General features: G+C 53.5%; 14 protein-coding genes and 2 pseudogenes. 11 read left to right on the forward strand and 5 right to left on the reverse strand.

Going from position 1 to position 16,089, the window contains the following annotated elements; all coding sequences use genetic code 11:
• Positions 1-483: 483 nt before the first annotated feature.
• Positions 484-912, reverse strand: a pseudogene (locus HV229_RS03730) (IS3 family transposase); the annotation flags it as partial.
• 64 nt (positions 913-976) lie between these two features.
• Between HV229_RS03730 and HV229_RS03735 the strand changes: the two are divergent.
• Positions 977-2,128 carry an IS30-like element IS30 family transposase gene (locus HV229_RS03735; protein ID WP_181546948.1) on the forward strand — a complete coding sequence of 384 codons (1,152 nt, stop codon included), beginning with the start codon at positions 977-979 and terminating at the stop codon, positions 2,126-2,128.
• Positions 2,129-2,140: 12 nt separating this feature from the next.
• Here HV229_RS03735 and HV229_RS03740 read toward each other — a convergent pair.
• From HV229_RS03740 to HV229_RS03750, 3 genes and pseudogenes are all read right to left on the reverse strand, one after another.
• Positions 2,141-2,386, reverse strand: a pseudogene (locus tag HV229_RS03740) (transposase); the annotation flags it as partial.
• A gap of 82 nt (positions 2,387-2,468) precedes the next feature.
• A complete protein-coding gene (locus HV229_RS03745) occupies positions 2,469-2,936 on the reverse strand; it encodes a DUF6392 family protein (protein ID WP_181546950.1) in 468 nt (155 codons plus the stop codon).
• Complete coding sequence (locus tag HV229_RS03750; RefSeq protein WP_181546952.1) at positions 2,936-4,708, reverse strand: S-type pyocin domain-containing protein; 1,773 nt, start codon at positions 4,706-4,708, stop codon at positions 2,936-2,938. Before HV229_RS03750 ends, HV229_RS03745 begins: the two co-directional genes overlap by 1 nt.
• Before the next feature lie 516 nt (positions 4,709-5,224).
• On the opposite strand from HV229_RS03750, the gene HV229_RS03755 reads away from it, so the two are divergent.
• From HV229_RS03755 to HV229_RS03785, 7 genes are all read left to right on the forward strand, one after another.
• The gene (locus HV229_RS03755) at positions 5,225-6,100 is read left to right on the forward strand and encodes a ParA family protein (protein WP_016807981.1); all 876 of its coding nucleotides are present in this window, start codon (positions 5,225-5,227) and stop codon (positions 6,098-6,100) included.
• The gene (dnaB-PI, locus tag HV229_RS03760) at positions 6,093-7,463 is read left to right on the forward strand and encodes an SPI-7-type island replicative DNA helicase (protein WP_042998117.1); all 1,371 of its coding nucleotides are present in this window, start codon (positions 6,093-6,095) and stop codon (positions 7,461-7,463) included. Before HV229_RS03755 ends, dnaB-PI begins: the two co-directional genes overlap by 8 nt.
• A complete protein-coding gene (locus HV229_RS03765; protein WP_045332319.1) occupies positions 7,460-9,160 on the forward strand; it encodes a ParB family protein in 1,701 nt (566 codons plus the stop codon). The genes dnaB-PI and HV229_RS03765 overlap by 4 nt, the downstream gene beginning before the upstream one ends.
• A complete protein-coding gene (locus HV229_RS03770) occupies positions 9,153-9,863 on the forward strand; it encodes a DUF2786 domain-containing protein (protein WP_016807979.1) in 711 nt (236 codons plus the stop codon). Before HV229_RS03765 ends, HV229_RS03770 begins: the two co-directional genes overlap by 8 nt.
• A 6-nt stretch (positions 9,864-9,869) precedes the next feature.
• Positions 9,870-10,460: a DUF2857 domain-containing protein gene (locus HV229_RS03775; protein ID WP_006777722.1), complete on the forward strand. Its 591-nt coding sequence runs from the start codon at positions 9,870-9,872 to the stop codon at positions 10,458-10,460.
• Complete coding sequence (locus HV229_RS03780; protein ID WP_004115572.1) at positions 10,457-10,705, forward strand: hypothetical protein; 249 nt, start codon at positions 10,457-10,459, stop codon at positions 10,703-10,705. The genes HV229_RS03775 and HV229_RS03780 overlap by 4 nt, the downstream gene beginning before the upstream one ends.
• Positions 10,706-10,804: 99 nt before the next feature.
• A complete protein-coding gene (locus tag HV229_RS03785; RefSeq protein WP_042998115.1) occupies positions 10,805-12,043 on the forward strand; it encodes an STY4528 family pathogenicity island replication protein in 1,239 nt (412 codons plus the stop codon).
• 12 nt (positions 12,044-12,055) lie between these two features.
• On the opposite strand, the gene HV229_RS03790 is transcribed toward HV229_RS03785, so the two are convergent.
• Positions 12,056-12,265: a hypothetical protein gene (locus HV229_RS03790; RefSeq protein ID WP_048231903.1), complete on the reverse strand. Its 210-nt coding sequence runs from the start codon at positions 12,263-12,265 to the stop codon at positions 12,056-12,058.
• Positions 12,266-12,333: 68 nt separating this feature from the next.
• Here HV229_RS03790 and HV229_RS03795 point away from each other — a divergent pair, with 68 nt between their 5' ends.
• Genes HV229_RS03795 through HV229_RS03805 form a run of 3 tightly spaced genes read left to right on the forward strand, consistent with a single transcriptional unit; the run spans position 12,334 to position 15,640 of the window.
• Positions 12,334-13,059, forward strand: coding sequence for a PFL_4669 family integrating conjugative element protein (locus tag HV229_RS03795; RefSeq protein WP_004115569.1), 726 nt, complete (start codon positions 12,334-12,336; stop codon positions 13,057-13,059).
• Between the two features lies 1 nt (position 13,060).
• On the forward strand, positions 13,061-13,615 hold the full coding sequence (locus tag HV229_RS03800; RefSeq protein WP_042998114.1) for a hypothetical protein: 555 nt from the start codon (positions 13,061-13,063) through the stop codon (positions 13,613-13,615).
• A 15-nt stretch (positions 13,616-13,630) separates the two neighbouring features.
• Complete coding sequence (locus HV229_RS03805) at positions 13,631-15,640, forward strand: DNA topoisomerase III (protein ID WP_042998113.1); 2,010 nt, start codon at positions 13,631-13,633, stop codon at positions 15,638-15,640.
• The last annotated feature ends 449 nt before the right edge of the window (positions 15,641-16,089 follow it).

Genomic DNA, 16,089 nt, shown 5'->3' on the forward strand with positions numbered 1-16,089 from the left:
CCTGGACTCAGGCATACTGAGGAGGCTGCCCGTCGCACTCTTTATCCTTGCTTGCCGCAAGTTGGCAGAAGTCAGCAACGCAAGCGTGATAGACGCTGCTGCCCCGGTGTTTCGCATACATGTCAAAACACCTTCGACCGGCAGTGCTTACGTATCACTGCCAGTTCCTCCTGCACGGCCTGTCAGATCACGTAGGCCGTGGTGACGTTTTCAACCCACAGAGGCGGATTAACGGGTTCATGTTCTTCAGCCTTTCAGTACTTAACCTTGAGGATCATCTCGGCTTAGTGATCTCGCCTCAATCCCCGTTGTCAGCGGGTTACATCACCCTGCGGGCATGCCGCAGGTCACTGCCGCTCAGGTTCTCCACCGTCACACCCGGTGGGATTGTTGGGTTTCTCATCGTGAGTTACCGGTTCAATATTCCAGACAGACTCGCGGTTCATTTAAGCATCCATGCCCGCCCTGAACTCCGGGCACACTGTAAGTTATGTCCGTTACCCAACGTTCATCCGGAGCTTCCGGGTTGAACTGTCGCTGGAGCCTGTTGGGTGTCACGATACTGACTTCACCTTTACGCGCTTGTGGGCTTCGATATCCGACCTGAGCCTTTATCCCGGCACGCTTCATCAGCCGCCAGACCCGGTTAATCCCACATTGTTGCCCGCTATCTCGCAGGTCGAGATGGATTTTTCGATAGCCATAAACGCAACCGGACTCCAGCCAGAACTGTTTGATTTGTCCTGTCAGTCTGAGATCCGCCTGAAGCCGTAGTGAATGCGGCTGCTGAAGCCAGGTGTAAAACCCACTCGGATGAACATTCAGAATCCGGCAGAGTAGACGAACGGGCCAACAACAGGAGTTGTCACGGATAAAGGCGTACCTCAGTCGGACAGCTTTACGAAGTACGCCGCTGTAGATTCAATTGGTCAACGCAACAGTTATGTGAAAACATGGGGTTGCGGAGGTTTTTTGAATGAGACGAACATTTACAGCAGAGGAAAAAGCCTCTGTTTTTGAACTATGGAAGAACGGAACAGGCTTCAGTGAAATAGCGAATATCCTGGGTTCAAAACCCGGAACGACCTTCACTATGTTAAGGGATACTGGCGGCATAAAACCCCATGAGCGTAAGCGGGCTGTAGCTCACCTGACACTGTCTGAGCGCGAGGAGATACGAGCTGGTTTGTCAGCCAAAATGAGCATTCGTGCGATAGCTACTGCGCTGAATCGCAGTCCTTCGACGATCTCACGTGAAGTTCAGCGTAATCGGGGCAGACGCTATTACAAAGCTGTTGATGCTAATAACCGAGCCAACAGAATGGCGAAAAGGCCAAAACCGTGCTTACTGGATCAAAATTTACCATTGCGAAAGCTTGTTCTGGAAAAGCTGGAGATGAAATGGTCTCCAGAGCAAATATCAGGATGGTTAAGGCGAACAAAACCACGTCAAAAAACGCTGCGAATATCACCTGAGACAATTTATAAAACGCTGTACTTTCGTAGCCGTGAAGCGCTACACCACCTGAATATACAGCATCTGCGACGGTCGCATAGCCTTCGCCATGGCAGGCGTCATACCCGCAAAGGCGAAAGAGGTACGATTAACATAGTGAACGGAACACCAATTCACGAACGTTCCCGAAATATCGATAACAGACGCTCTCTGGGGCATTGGGAGGGCGATTTAGTCTCAGGTACAAAAAACTCTCATATAGCCACACTTGTAGACCGAAAATCACGTTATACGATCATCCTTAGACTCAGGGGCAAAGATTCTGTCTCAGTAAATCAGGCTCTTACCGACAAATTCCTGAGTTTACCGTCAGAACTCAGAAAATCACTGACATGGGACAGAGGAATGGAACTGGCCAGACATCTAGAATTTACTGTCAGCACCGGCGTTAAAGTTTACTTCTGCGATCCTCAGAGTCCTTGGCAGCGGGGAACAAATGAGAACACAAATGGGCTAATTCGGCAGTACTTTCCTAAAAAGACATGTCTTGCCCAATATACTCAACATGAACTAGATCTGGTTGCTGCTCAGCTAAACAACAGACCGAGAAAGACACTGAAGTTCAAAACACCGAAAGAGATAATTGAAAGGGGTGTTGCATTGACAGATTGAATCTACAGCGGCTTTTTTTAATATGTCCCGTTCATCAGTAACCCGCTTCAGCTCCTTCTGGAGTCGGCGGATCTCAACCTGAGCATCTGACTGCTCTCTGTTGGTGGAAGAGTCCGGCCCGTATTTCTTTATCCAGGCATAAAGACTGTGGGTAGTGATATCGAGACGTGTTGCGACACTGGAAACAGAATGTCCACGATCAACAACCTGTTTGACTGCTTCAATTTTAAACTCTTCAGGATAACGCTTACTGCTCATGTGCACCTCTCTATAAGCCATTTTAAATGACTCCGAGGTGTCTGTTAAACCTGTGGCGATTCAAAAGGTGCTGTTATGACCATTACCAGCGGAGCTCAGATGTTGCTATGAATGCCACCTCTTTGACTCGCTCCTGCAAGTCGTAATCGACTTGCATACTGATCGGAATATGAAAATCCGTTACTGTGAACAAATCTGTGTAGCCAATCTCTTGGCGTAACCGTTTCCGGGGAGGCAAGAATCTGTCAGGAGGTCCGAATTGTGAATGCACCCAAGATCGCACCATCTCAGGTTGTAGTGGGGATGGCAGCTCATTAGGAAATTTATAGTTTGTTTTCTTCTCATTCTGTAAAAAAAGCTCAATTGAAATAAGCGTTGTACCTTCTCGCTTAAAGGCTAAGTAAATTCCTTCATTCATCATGCTTAACGTTAGATCAGGATCTCCCGGGTAGCCTGTCGGCTTGGTCTTGTAGGGAATCAATCCGGCATCAAAAATTTCCTGATATGGCTTACCTAAGTAGCGAATCAATGCTTCGACATTAACGGTCATTAGTATAATCCCTGTTCCTGATTTAATTGATGCATCTTAGCTTTTGCTTCATCGATTTGGCTATCTGTTACGCCACGCTGTTTAAGCTCAGTGCGTATGGGCTCAATGTCGCGTTCTACAGCCGCTCGCAAATCTCTGGAGTCTTGCTGTATTTGCGTAGGACTATTTCTGCCGCCATAAGTGGCACTAAGTTTTTGGTGAATATCAGCAGGAATGATGATAGACGCAACGTCTTTCGCCATACGGTCAATTTCGGCAGGTTTTGCGTCTGGGAATTCACGTCGTAAGTAGGCCCGTACTGCTGCGGCTGAGGGCATGTGATCAGCATGAGTACCGTTTCGTGCTCTACCTGTGAAGTTGCTATATAAGTCAACTTCCAGCAGTTCCACTGGAGGCTTGCTGAGATAGATGTAAATCGGCGGATGGACGTTGCCCGGAAACACCAGAATATAGTCCCGGAAGTCCTTTTCCTCTGGCGGTGGCGTGGTGGTGATGGTCACGCTCTGAATGTCAGGGTGTTCAAGCCCCGGAATTGCTACCGTTCCTGCCTGTGGGCTTTGGTTCCCGGTGTTCCACCCACTGGCATCTGTGTTGCCCGGAGCATCGGCTGGTGTCCATGTTATTTGTACCTTTCCGCCCAGTCCATCACCCCAAAAGCGGTATTTCCCGTCAAATCGCTTTTCCATTAGCCTGACTTTCAGCTGATCACGCCCACTTTCCGGGCTGGTGTGATAGCCCACGGCTTTCAGCCGCCCGGTTTCCGGGTCTTCCACCCAGTTATAGCGTACCCGTGTTGGTACCGTACCGCCGCTTTGGGCTACCGCGAGCAGTTTCTCCGCTGTCAGCAGGTCAGACTTTTCGCCTTTCAGCATTGAGTGCAGTACTGCCCCCATGACCACGAACGGTAAATTCAGTTCAAACCGGTTTTCCCATACCGCTGGCCCGGACAGGTGTTTCATCTGGTACATTAATGCCTTAGCTGCGTCCTGATTCGCTTTTGTTGTAGCCCCTCCTGCCGAAGCAGCCATTCCTGCTTCGGCTGAACCGCCCATAACAATCGGAGGCGGGGGAAGTGGCATTGCTTCCGCTTCACCAAAGAAGAATCCCGTTACTTTATCAAACAGGGATTTTTTCCTCTCCGGCACGGCATCAGTCAGCCCGGAGGCGGTCTTTGTCTTCTTCGCCGCCTGAGCGTGCTGTTCTGGCTCATTGCTGGTTGCAGTTGAGGATGACTCTGGGGGCGGAGAAGCAGGCAGTGACTGGTAAATGCTCATCGCAGCAAAGTTTGCCTGTGGCTCATCCTCGGTTCCGGAATCGGTACATCCGGCCCCACGCAGGCAAGATTTGGCAAAAACTGGTACAGGGGCCAGTTTCACGCCATCAGACCCTTCCCCCTGTGCTCCGCTCCCGACCAGTTCAGCAGAAGCCTCAGCCTGTTTGGCTTCCCGCTCGGCCACGCGACCGGCATTACAATCACTTTCATAATAGTGTGAAAATACTGTCGGAACGAACCGGGCCCGGCAGGGGCAGGAGCTGTAACTATCCAGCGAACCCGCCCACTCTTTCAGGACACCGCCGACTTCGTAGGTGTCTCCCATGCCGCCACAGACGCGGAAAAGCCCCTCATGCTTCCCGCAAGTCACCGGGTCTCCCTCCCGGACCTGCTGCCGTACAATGCCGCCGATTTCATAATCGGTGTCAGACGCACCGGAAAGAATTCGCCCCCCGCATCTGGTTTTATCCAGATGATACAGAAAGTATCCCGTAGCCATAATCCCTTATGAATCATATTGATATCGCAGGCATAATACCCAAAAGATGACTAAAGCTAAATCAATTGGGGTGAAAAGCGTTCAGTGTGATATAGAGGGATTGTTGGAAAAGGTTGGGCATTAGGCTCAAGGTTTGTGGTTCTCGCTTTACTTCAGACCGGACAAAGACCGGGTACAGACTTGTTTCAATGAATTCATTAGCCATGACGCATGATGGAAATAGTGTCTATTGGGAATTTGAATTCTGGCAGATGGGCCTACAGCAACCAGAGGGATTGGTGGCTACTTAAGAGAAATGTTCATGTTGGATGGCAGATGCAGGGGGGTAACATCTGCCGCCAGCGCGACCTGAAATCTACCGGAACCCCAGAAAGCAAAAACCCAGCCATAGGCTGGGTTCTTTAAATAGTGGTGCCGGACTCGGAATCGAACCAAGGACACGGGGATTTTCAATCCCTGAGTCAAAGTTAATAGTTTGTAAACAGGCGTATTTGCATACTGTAAAGAGTGTGCAAAATGAAAATACTTCCCGTTATTTCTCCCAAAGGTGGAGAAGGCAAATCCACGTTTGCTGCTTACCTTGCCGGTTTTCTTGCCGATGCCGGCCTGAACACCCTTCTTGTGGATGCAGACTATTCCCAGCCCACAGCCAGCAGTATCTTCGCGCTGGAGCATGAATCCCCTTTCGGTCTCTATGAATTGCTGATGCAGATGGTCAGTGACCATACGCAATGCATTTCGCAGACCGCCATAAAAAATCTCGATGTCATCTACTCTAACGACCCGGACGAACTGTTGCCGACCGCGATGCTCCACGCTGCAGACGGCCGTCTGCGCCTGCGTAACATACTTCAGCATCCTTTCTTTAACCGTTATGACGTCATTATTGTGGATTCGAAAGGCGCAACAGGCGTCATGACCGAGCTTTCCCTCCTTTCCTCTACCGGTAATGTGATGGGCGTTGTTAAACCCATCCTTCCGGATGTCCGTGAATTTATCCGCGGCTCCCTTCATATGCTTACCCGCCTGAAAACCTATGAAAATTACGGTATCCGCCTTCCTGATATTTCCATTCTCGTCAACTGTATCGAAAACACTCTGCTTGACCGTGAAGCAATGGACGGTCTTGCCGCCATCATTAACGAAAAACACTACGACGCCTCTGCGCTGGGCAACCGTGACGTTTATCGTTTACTCGATACCCGTATCGAGGCGCTGGATATTTTCAAACTGGGGCACGTCAAGCAGCAGCCCGTGCATCGTCTGGAATACAAAACACGCCGCAAAGGTCCGGCCGCAGCCGTCACCATGCACGACCTCGCGTCTGAACTGTTCCCCGAGTGGCAGAGCCATTTCAGTGACGTTCTGACCCGGGAGGTGCGTCATGTCTGAGATGATGATGCCCTGCTCTTATGAGGCTGAGCAGGCCGTACTGGGCGGACTGATGCTTGATAACGACCGGTGGGATGAGGTGATACTGCAAATCTCCCCGGAAGATTTGTTTTCCCGGCCGCACCGTATGGTCTTTCGCGTGATGGCCGAGCTGGCCGGAGAAGGGCTACCGCTCGATCTCATCACTATTACGGAACGGCTTGAGAACAGAGGCGACCTTGAACAGTGTGGCGGCTTTGCTTATCTGGCTGAAATGAGTAAAAACACGCCGTCTGCAGCCAATATCCTGGCTTACGCCGGGGTGGTGGCGGAGAAAAGCCGCCTGCGGCAGCTGATGACTGTGGGTAACAGTCTTCTTTCCGATGTGCAGGCCCCGAAAGCCAGCTCGGCGGGCATTCTTGAGTCGGCCGAAGGTAAGTTGTTTAACATTGCCGAACAGGGAGCCATGCAGCTCAACAGTGAGACCGGTGTTAACGAGGCGCTGGATAAACTGCTGACGCAGCTGGAAAGCATGTCCGCCAGTGACGGCCTCACCGGGACACCGACAGGGTTCAGTGAACTGGACGCGATGACCTGTGGTCTCCAGCCCGGCGATCTGGCCCTGCTGGCCGCCCGTCCTTCCATGGGGAAAACGTCGCTGGCCATGGCCGCCTGCACAGCGGCCGTGAGCGCAAAACCTGACGATCACGTCTTTGTGTTCAGTCTTGAAATGCCCTCAGAGCAGCTGATGATGCGCCTGCTGGCGATGGAAGGCCGGGTGGAACTGTCCCGGCTTCGCAGCGGCAACATGGATGATGAAGACTGGGCTCGCGTGTCCGAGGCAACCGGTCGCATTATTGAGTGGAAAAACCGTCTGATCATTGATGATACCAGTTACCAGACCCCGGCCACACTGCGCGCCCGCGCCCGACGCTATGTCCGCAAATACGGCAGACCCTCTCTCATCATGCTGGACTATCTGCAGCTTGTCCGCTCCCCCGAGCAGGAAAACCGCACGCAGGAAATAGCGGAAATTTCCCGCTCGCTTAAGGCGCTCGGTAAAGAGCTGGGCTGTCCGGTACTGGCGCTTTCCCAGCTCAACCGCCTAGTGGAGCAGCGGGCCGATAAACGCCCCAATAATGGTGACCTGCGTGACTCCGGTGCGCTGGAGCAGGATGCGGACCTCATCATGTTTATTTACCGGGATGAGGTTTATAACCCCGGCACCCCTGATGCCGGGGTGGCTGAGATCATTGTCGGCAAGCAGCGGCAGGGGCCAACCGGCACGGTGAAAGTCAAATTTGACGGGCGTTATACCCTCTTTTCGGAGTTTCAGGAAGGCAGCTATGACTTCGGTTACCGCAGAGGGAGGAAACAGGCATGAGCCGTAAAAGTTCTAATGTGGGGGCTGCCATGCTGCAGCCCGGACGCCAGTCGCAGGCGGCCGGCAATATCAGCGTCATGCCGGCGGCTGAAATGCCCATGGTCCTGACGCTCGACCAGTTAAGCCCGAATCCTGATAATCCGCGAACATCACGCAATCCGCGTTATGACGATATCAAGGCTTCCATCCGTTCGCGCGGGCTGGACACCGTACCCAAAGTCACCCGTGACCCGGATGGTGAGCCCGATATGTACATCTTCAGCGACGGGGGTAATACACGTTATCAGATCCTGTCAGAACTGTGGCAGGAAACCGGAGAAGACCGGTTTTTCCGCGTCCATGTGTTGTTCAAGCCGTGGCCGGGACGGCTGCAGTGTGTTATTGGCCATCTGGCAGAGAATGAAGTGCGCGGGGAGCTGAGTTTTATTGAAAAAGCGCAGGGGATCCACAAAGCCCGCTCTATATATGAAGAGCAGATGGGAAAGACGGTTTCGTTGCGTCAGTTGTCAGAGCTACTGACCCATGAAGGTTTGCCAGTCCATTACTCAACAGTCAGCCGTATGGAAGATGCGCTGAAATATCTTTATCCGTGGATCCCAGACCTGCTTGAGTCCGGGCTTGGCAGGCCACAAATAACATCACTGCTGGCGCTCCGGCATGATGCGGAACGCGTGTGGGATGAGTTTTGCCTGATTTCAGACACAGGCGACAAATCCTTCAGCGACGTTTTTGGCCAGTGTTGTGGCCGTTTCAACTCCCCGGAACTGTGGTCTCTGGAGATGTTTCGCGATGAATTTATTGGTGATTTACTGCAGGCGTTACCCCATCCGGAACTGGACTATGACCGCTGGATGATGGAACTCGATCCTAAAGAACGCAACCGCAGACATCACTTTGGCGAGCCGGAGACGGTTGCCTTTCCCGCCGCAAACAAGCCTGTTAATGCTGATCACGCCCTGCATACCACAGGCTCAGATGAGAGTGAAGGCGTCCCGCTACCTGTCTCCAGTTCACGTCCTGAGGTCTCAGGAGGGGCTGTAACGCCCGTTCCGGGTAATGCGTCTTCTCCTTCTGAAACACCGATTAATGAGCCCCCCCGGCATGAGGTTCAGCCAGATATGTACGGTGCCGCGCCGGTTATTTCAGGTGAGAGCGGGGATGTTAGCGGGCTGGTTACCCTCTCCGATGGGTACGGAGAAGAGAATGGCGGAGAAGAGGACAATGGGGAGGATGGCCTGCTTTCTCTTTTAACACCAGAACCTGAAGTTGTCCTGCAGGATGACGCGCCGGTGAGTAATGACAGCATCTGGCATGTGCCGGCCCATCAGGACGATATCGAACACCTGCAAAATACCGCTTTTCGTCTGGCATGGGAGCTGGGTGAGGTCCTTGGCTGCGAAGATGAAATTCTTCCTCAACGCGACAAGGACACGTCTGCCGGTTACGTCGGGGCAGGTGAGGTGTGTTCTGAAGCCGCCGCATTTCTGCTGGGCCTGACCGGCGAAGCGCCTGTGCTGCATCCGGCGGCAGGGGTGTGTGGTCTGCCGGAGCTTTTCACCGGCGGCCCGGGTGAGGGGGAAGCACCTGCCCTGACAGATGAAGATGCTCTGAAACTGCTCCGCCTGATGCGCGTTATGCGCCGTCTCCGGGAGCTGCAACGCGGTCTGAAGTACGGGGAGGATAACAGTGATGAATAACTCACAGCGACAGTTGCGACTGCTGAATCTTGTCAGGAAACTGCTGAAGCTGGGCCGCAGCAACAGTAATGCCCATGAGGCAGGACTGGCTCTGCAGCGTGCCCAGAAGCTGATGGCCAGATACGGTATCAGCGAGCTTGACGCCGGCCTTACATCCGTGCGCGAAGCGTCTTCCCGCACGGCCCCTTCGGATGCTGAAAAAGTTCCGGAATGGATGGTGACCCTTGTCCGGGGCGTCTGTCATGCCTTTGGCTGCCAGGCTTATTACTCATGGCGTCAGACCTCTGCCGGGTATCGCCGTTCGGTAACCTTTTACGGATTCAGTGAAAAACCTGAGATAGCAGCCTATGCCTTTGATGTGCTGACGCGCCAGCTGAAAGATGCCACAAATTCTTATCTCAAAACCCAGAGTAAGCGGCTGAAACTGGCCACACGCCGGGCGAGAGCGGAGCAGTTCCGTGACGGCTGGGTATGTGGTGTGCGTGAGGTGATATCGGCAACTGACATCAGCAGCGAGGAGCAGCAGGTGATGAGCCACTGGCTGGAAAGCCGCAGTATGAAAACAGTCACAACCCGTGAACTGAAAGCCTGCCGCGGGGCGGATACAGCACGTTATCAGGGGTATGAAGCCGGACAAAATGCCCGTCTTCATCAGGGTGTCAGCGGCCGGGGTCCGGCAGCCATTGGTTACCGTCAGGATTAAGGGGGAATGATGAACAGTTTATCTCAGGCTGCAAACGGATTATTGATGCAGCTGGTTATGGATCTCAGAAGTGGCTATCTCCGCCGCTGCGAATCGCTGGGACTGAACCGCGAGGAAATGCAGATGCTGCAGGGGCTCTCGCTCGAAGAGCTTCACTACCTTTCCGGCAGTGAGGTGTCGATCATCAGTGTGGGCATCAATCACGGCAATCTGGTGCGCATGCTGCAGCAGGCCCGGACTGAACAGAAACGACTCCAGCGTATCGATCGGGCGCTGGCGTTGGGCGGCTCCATTGAACTGATGGCCAATTACTTCGGGCTCTCCAGTACGGACGTGGCGGCCCGCCGTCGTATTGCCGGTATCGATGTCCGGCCGGGGCGCGGTAACGCACTGGGTGATGAGGAAAACGCCGCCCTGTGGCGTCAGTGGCAAAAGTCCGGCGTTGAAGATGCGGAAAGTGCTGACGGGCTGGACGTGATGATGCTGGCTGCAGAACAGATGAACGTCTCGCTGACGTCGGTCTGGCATGCGGTCCGCGGCTGGCACAAGACCCGGCAGCCTTCTCCGGCACGAACGCCGGTAAGGAAGACGGCATGAAATACAGGATGGTTGCGCCGGGCCTGCGGGCTCCCCATGGTACGCCGCCGCAATGCTGTCAGAAAGCGTTACGTCAGGTTCGCCGTTTCCGGCAGGGGGCGCGTAATTACACCCGGCTCGATGAGAAAGGCTGCGGTTACTACAAAATCGATCTCGGCCCGTTCTGGCGTCTGCTGAGTCGCAACGAAGGCCGGACGTGGCTTCTTCTCAGCCACGAACGCTATAACAGCGCCATACGGAAATAGCAGCATGACAGCCTGTTTACCCTGCACCCGTACGCGGGTGCAGTACTAAGCATACTGACAGTTCAGAACGGCCGTGATGGCGGCCGAAAAGGAAAAATAATGAGTCTGCCTGCAGAAAGCCTGATTGCTTATACGCTGGATAAAATGAATGCCCGCCTTGCGGCCAGTCCCCGGCGGGATGATGGCAGGATACGTAACGGCCTGCTGTTTACCGGAAATGTGCATGATTCCATTCCCCGCCGGCTGTTGCTCGACACGCGGTTGTCACCACTGGACAAGATGGGCTGGATGATGATCCGGCTGTATGCACAAAATAATGAGGGGGCGGTTTTCCCCAGCTATGACGAACTGCAGCTGCAGCTTGCCTCACCCGGAAAGGGGAAAGCCTCAAGGGAAACGGTAAGCCGCGTCCTGCTTATGCTGCGAATAACCGGCTGGCTCAGCCTCTGTAAACGCGTGCGGGATGATAAAGGGCGGGTGCGGGGGAATATCTATGCTCAGCATGATGAGCCCCTGACGTTCAGCGATGCGGAAATGCTCGACCCTCGCTTCCTTGATACGGTGGCGGATGCCTGCCTGAGTAAAAACCGGACTATCAGCCAGACCGCCCGCGAAGTGCTCGACGATATAAAAAACGACCCCACCATGCGCCATTATCGCAGCCATCTTGCGCTGATCGAATCGCGTCTGGACCGCCCACAGACGCCCAGCCAGATGGCGAAACATCATCACCGAATACCCTGTCCCGCACCGGGTTCGGAAACCGAACTCAGTCATAAACGGCCTGGAATCGCCGCTAAAAAACAGGGTTCGGATACCGAACTCAGTCCAGAAAGGCATAACAACTCACTGAGTTCGGAATCCGTACTGCCAGTAAAAACAAGCAGTTATGGCCAGGTTCGGAAACCGAACCATTACGTACGTAGTATCACACACAGTGTGAATAAAAATACGTACGTACCGGGTAAACCTGTGCTTCCCGACAGTCTGCATGAACTTGTTCCGGCAGAAGATATTGCCATGCTGACCGCACAGCTGCAGGCGCTGCCTGAAGAACAGGCACAACTTGTGCTGCTCAGCCTGCAAAAGGTGATGGCACGCCAGCAGCTCAGCAACCCGGTTGGCTGGTTGCTGGCCGTGATGAAGAAGGCGCGTGAGGGCAGGTTATACGCGCCCCGTCAGGGTGGCGATATATCTGACAGTGTCGGGCAAAAAACAGTTCAGCGTCCCGAACAGCAACAATGGAAACCCGAACCACGCGCCTCTGCCCGCCCGGTATCGGAGGAAAATATCAGGGATCTGGTGAAGAAAATTCGGGAAAAAATCATAAATTCATGAGATTGCAGATTTTTACAGGCAGCGGAGCATGAAGTCTTGCACTTTTGCCAGCAAAATGCTGGCTAAAAAGTGAGCGCTGTTGCCAGTGGCAACACTGGCTAAAAAGCGAGCACTGTTGCCAGTGGCAACACTGGTTAAAAGCCAGGCAATATTTCTTCGCCATAAAAGAGATGAAGGTCCTGCAAATTTGTAATGGTGACGATCTGGTTTTAAGTTGTTCATATACCCCTCTCGCCCGGACTATCTCAAGCGTGTCAAAACTCATTACCCACTAAAGAGAGGCGTTAGACATGTCTGATGGTAAAACAAAGGGCGGAACAACCGCTTCACGAGCGGGGGCCCTACAGTCCTCTGTTAATATCCTGCTCCATACACATTATGCAATCCGGCTTTGGGAGGGCAGGAAACGTGATGCTCCGGACGAGACAGGGGTGAAAAAAAAGAGGCCTGAAATAATCAGCATGCCGCAAGCCATTGCGCGAGCTGGTAATGCTTCCCGAGACTCAGCGGCAGATAATCCCTATGCCGATATGGCTCTGGTACGGCTCGAAGAAGCCCTGCAACGAGCAACACTTAAAATTAATGAAAACGTCAGTTCACTGGATGCCATATTGTCAGCCGTACCCAAAGGGGTAACGCTCTCGGAAGTTGAATCAGCCGATCCGTTAAATGTCAGCGTTTTCAGCCGTTCACCGTTAGGATACCGGTGCGTATGGCTTCTGGTTGGATATGATCAGTTAGCAATGAAAGCTTTCCAGGCTTTTCATTACGGACTGATTTCGCGTTCGCAACGTGACGCTATCCTGGACAATGGTGGCCATGCTGTTCGTCAGGTCTATGGCGTGATTCAGCCTTACCGAACACTTGCAGTGACTCGCCGTGATATTGCAGAAAAAACCACGCAAGGGCTTGTTGCCATTGAGCGAAATGGCGAACCTGATCCGGATGTGTTAAGCGGTAAAAAACGTTCTTCGTTCTCACCTCCGCTTAAAAACACCATAGCAGAGGAGGAATGATATGATTCGCCCTGTGTTCCTCCTCACCTCCTTCTTTTTACTGAGCGGATGCTCAACAACGGACTGGGCTGCGATTAATAAACAGGTCAGTGACACAGCCGCAAACCTGACAAAAACGTTGGGCGGCAACAGCAGCGGAGAAAGTGGCGGGATGCCTCTGATGAGTCCGGCGAGGCAACAGGCCATGCAGTCCGTCGATAAAACGTTCTCCGTGCCGGTCGATGTGGATACCGCGGCGGCCCGCCTGAAGCGCCATTACAAATTTATCTCCACGCAGGAGCTTGAGGCACTGCGGCAGGCCGCAAATGACGGGGACTGGAAAGCGGCGGCTGAAGATGATGCGCATCCCGTCTGGGACGCCATGCCGGGCAGCTACTACAAAATGGGCTCCGACTGGAACGAACGTGATCACCTGGATATCGAAATCGAGAAAAACGGGTCCGGCAGCAGGCTCTATGTTGTCTATCGCTCATCATCATCACAGCGTCTGGCCGGGTCCGGCGTCACGAAGCTGATGAATGATGTCCGCGCTGTTGCAGCGGGTGAAAAACGCTGATGCGGGAGGCAACACATGCAACTCTTTCTGTGTGAAAAACCATCACAGGCAAAGGATATTGCCCGCGTGCTGGGTATCAGCAAGCGTGAGCAGGGATTTATCAGCGGCGGTAACATCGTTGTGACCTGGGCGGTCGGCCATTTACTCGAAACTGCCAGCCCTGAAGCCTATGGTGAGCAGTATGGCAGGCCATGGCGTGCCGATGTCCTGCCTGTGCTGCCTGAGACCTGGGAAATGGTCGTCAAGGAGCAGACAAAATCGCAGTTCACTGTTATCAGTAAGCTGCTCAAAAAGGCCTCTGAGGTGGTCATCGCCACCGATGCCGACCGCGAGGGCGAGGTGATCGCGCGTGAGCTGCTGGAATACTGCCGCTACAGTGGCGCGGTACGCCGGCTCTGGTTGTCAGCCCTGGATGAGGCCAGTGTGAAGGAAGCACTTAGCAATATTCTTCCCGGAGAAAAAACAGCCCTGCTGTACGATGCCGGCAAGGGCCGGAGCCAGGCTGACTGGCTCATCGGTATGAACCTGACCCGCCTTTATACTCTCAAAGCCCGTGACTCAGGGGTGTCAGAAGTGCTGTCCGTCGGGCGGGTACAGACGCCGACGCTTGCCATGGTGGTTAACCGGGATAATGAAATTACGTCCTTCGTGCCAAAGCCCTGGTGGCAGGTACATGCGCTTATTGAAAAAGAGGGCGTCCGGTTCCGGGCTGGCTGGGTGCCCGTTGAGCAGTACTGTGACGAGGAAAAGCGTTGCATCAATCCTCAGGCAGCCCGGGCGGTGGGACAGCTTTGTCAGCAGCAGGGCAGGGCTACGGTACTGGAGGTGACCCAGAAGCGGGAGAAAACGGCGGCCCCCCTCTGTTTTGACCTGGGCACCCTTCAGCAGGTCTGTTCCCGAAAATTCGGAATGGGCGCAAATGATGTGCTCGCCATTGCTCAGGCACTTTACGAAACCCATAAAGCGACCACCTACCCCCGGACAGACTGCGGTTTCCTTCCAACTTCGATGCAGCAGGAAATACCCGACGTTCTGGCAGCAGTGGCAAAATCCGATCCCGCTGTGGCCCCGGTACTGAATCAGTTGGACAGGCAGTTTGTCTCGCGTGTCTGGAATGACAAGAAAATCACCGCGCACCATGCCATCATTCCCACCCGACAGGCATTTGATTTGTCGCGCCTCAGCGCCGATGAGCAGAAGGTCTACCATCTGATTCGCCAGCATTATTTCGCCCAGTTCCTTCCGCTGCAGGAATCTGACGTGACGGAGGCCTCTTTCAATATCGGTGGACAGCTGTTCCGTACACGCGGGAAAGTCGGTGTGGTGACGGGCTGGAAGTCATTGTTCCAGGCTGAAAAAGATGACGATGAAGAGGACGTCGACGGTGACAGTATGGCGCTGCCGGCGCTGGTAAAAGGGGATATTTGCGCTGTCACCGGTTCTGAGGTTAAGGATATGAAAACCAGTCCGCCCAAACCGTTCACGGAGGGGACGCTGATTGCTGCCATGAAGAACGCGGCCAGTTTCGTCAGTGACCCGAAGCTGAAGAAAGTGCTGCGTGATAACGCCGGTCTGGGCACAGAGGCGACGCGTGCGGCTGTGCTTGAAACCCTCTTCAAACGACACTATCTGGAGAAAAAAGGGAAGCACATCCACTCAACGCAGATGGCCCGGGAGCTGATTGCGGCCCTGCCGGAAACGCTGACGAGCCCGGGCATGACCGCATTATGGGAGCAGGCACTGGATGATATTTCGCAGGGGAAAATGTCGCTTGCAGTCTTTATGCAAAAGCAGCTGCAGTGGACCCGTCACCTTGTCGAAAAAGGCCGCCAGGACAGTGTGAAAATTACTGCTCCCGTCACGCCTCCCTGCCCGTTATGCAAAGGACCCACGCGTAAACGTAAAGGTAAAAATGGTGATTTTTGGGGGTGCATACGCTATCCGGACTGTGAGGGAATTATCAGTACAGGTAAGAAGAAAGCAGCGAAGCGTAAAAAAACATCGGTTAAGGCTAAAACAGAATAATCCGCGCAGTATTAAACTATTTCACTGTACAACCCCGGGCCGGGTTCTGCTATTGTTGCCAGGCTTTGATGCATAGGTGCCCCGCTGGCCACGGTGCTGTAAGGTAAACTTTAACGGGATTTACCCCCAGCAGGCCTGGCAGGAAGTTATTGCACACTAACTGACCTGTAAGACGCATGCACTCCGTGAAAACCGCGTCGGGATTATTCCCCGGAGACAGATGAGACGACCGCAGGTAAAGGCACTGACCCCAGGGCACCGGAAACGGTGCCCTTTTATTTTTACGGATCACGTTTTCCATTTTGACCGTTGACATTCCGGGAGGACGGTTTAATTATAAAAGTGCTAAACCGTCGTTCATACGACCACCAATGATTCAGTAGCCTGTGAGAATCGCCTTCGGGTGGCTACAGCGAAAGCTCCTGTAACCTGAAAGGGAGCAAACTTTG

The sequence above is a fragment of the Citrobacter sp. RHBSTW-00524 genome, from assembly GCF_013747755.1.
In the GTDB taxonomy this organism is placed as follows: Bacteria; Pseudomonadota; Gammaproteobacteria; order Enterobacterales; family Enterobacteriaceae; genus Citrobacter; species Citrobacter braakii.

Coding starts and splice junctions, on each gene's coding strand:
- HV229_RS03735 (WP_181546948.1), top strand. CDS start 977: ATGAGACGAACATTTACAGCAGAGGAAAAAGCCTCTGTTTTTGAACTA.
- HV229_RS03745 (WP_181546950.1), bottom strand. CDS start 2,936: ATGACCGTTAATGTCGAAGCATTGATTCGCTACTTAGGTAAGCCATAT.
- HV229_RS03750 (WP_181546952.1), bottom strand. CDS start 4,708: ATGGCTACGGGATACTTTCTGTATCATCTGGATAAAACCAGATGCGGG.
- HV229_RS03755 (WP_016807981.1), top strand. CDS start 5,225: ATGAAAATACTTCCCGTTATTTCTCCCAAAGGTGGAGAAGGCAAATCC.
- dnaB-PI (WP_042998117.1), top strand. CDS start 6,093: ATGTCTGAGATGATGATGCCCTGCTCTTATGAGGCTGAGCAGGCCGTA.
- HV229_RS03765 (WP_045332319.1), top strand. CDS start 7,460: ATGAGCCGTAAAAGTTCTAATGTGGGGGCTGCCATGCTGCAGCCCGGA.
- HV229_RS03770 (WP_016807979.1), top strand. CDS start 9,153: ATGAATAACTCACAGCGACAGTTGCGACTGCTGAATCTTGTCAGGAAA.
- HV229_RS03775 (WP_006777722.1), top strand. CDS start 9,870: ATGATGAACAGTTTATCTCAGGCTGCAAACGGATTATTGATGCAGCTG.
- HV229_RS03780 (WP_004115572.1), top strand. CDS start 10,457: ATGAAATACAGGATGGTTGCGCCGGGCCTGCGGGCTCCCCATGGTACG.
- HV229_RS03785 (WP_042998115.1), top strand. CDS start 10,805: ATGAGTCTGCCTGCAGAAAGCCTGATTGCTTATACGCTGGATAAAATG.
- HV229_RS03790 (WP_048231903.1), bottom strand. CDS start 12,265: ATGAACAACTTAAAACCAGATCGTCACCATTACAAATTTGCAGGACCT.
- HV229_RS03795 (WP_004115569.1), top strand. CDS start 12,334: ATGTCTGATGGTAAAACAAAGGGCGGAACAACCGCTTCACGAGCGGGG.
- HV229_RS03800 (WP_042998114.1), top strand. CDS start 13,061: ATGATTCGCCCTGTGTTCCTCCTCACCTCCTTCTTTTTACTGAGCGGA.
- HV229_RS03805 (WP_042998113.1), top strand. CDS start 13,631: ATGCAACTCTTTCTGTGTGAAAAACCATCACAGGCAAAGGATATTGCC.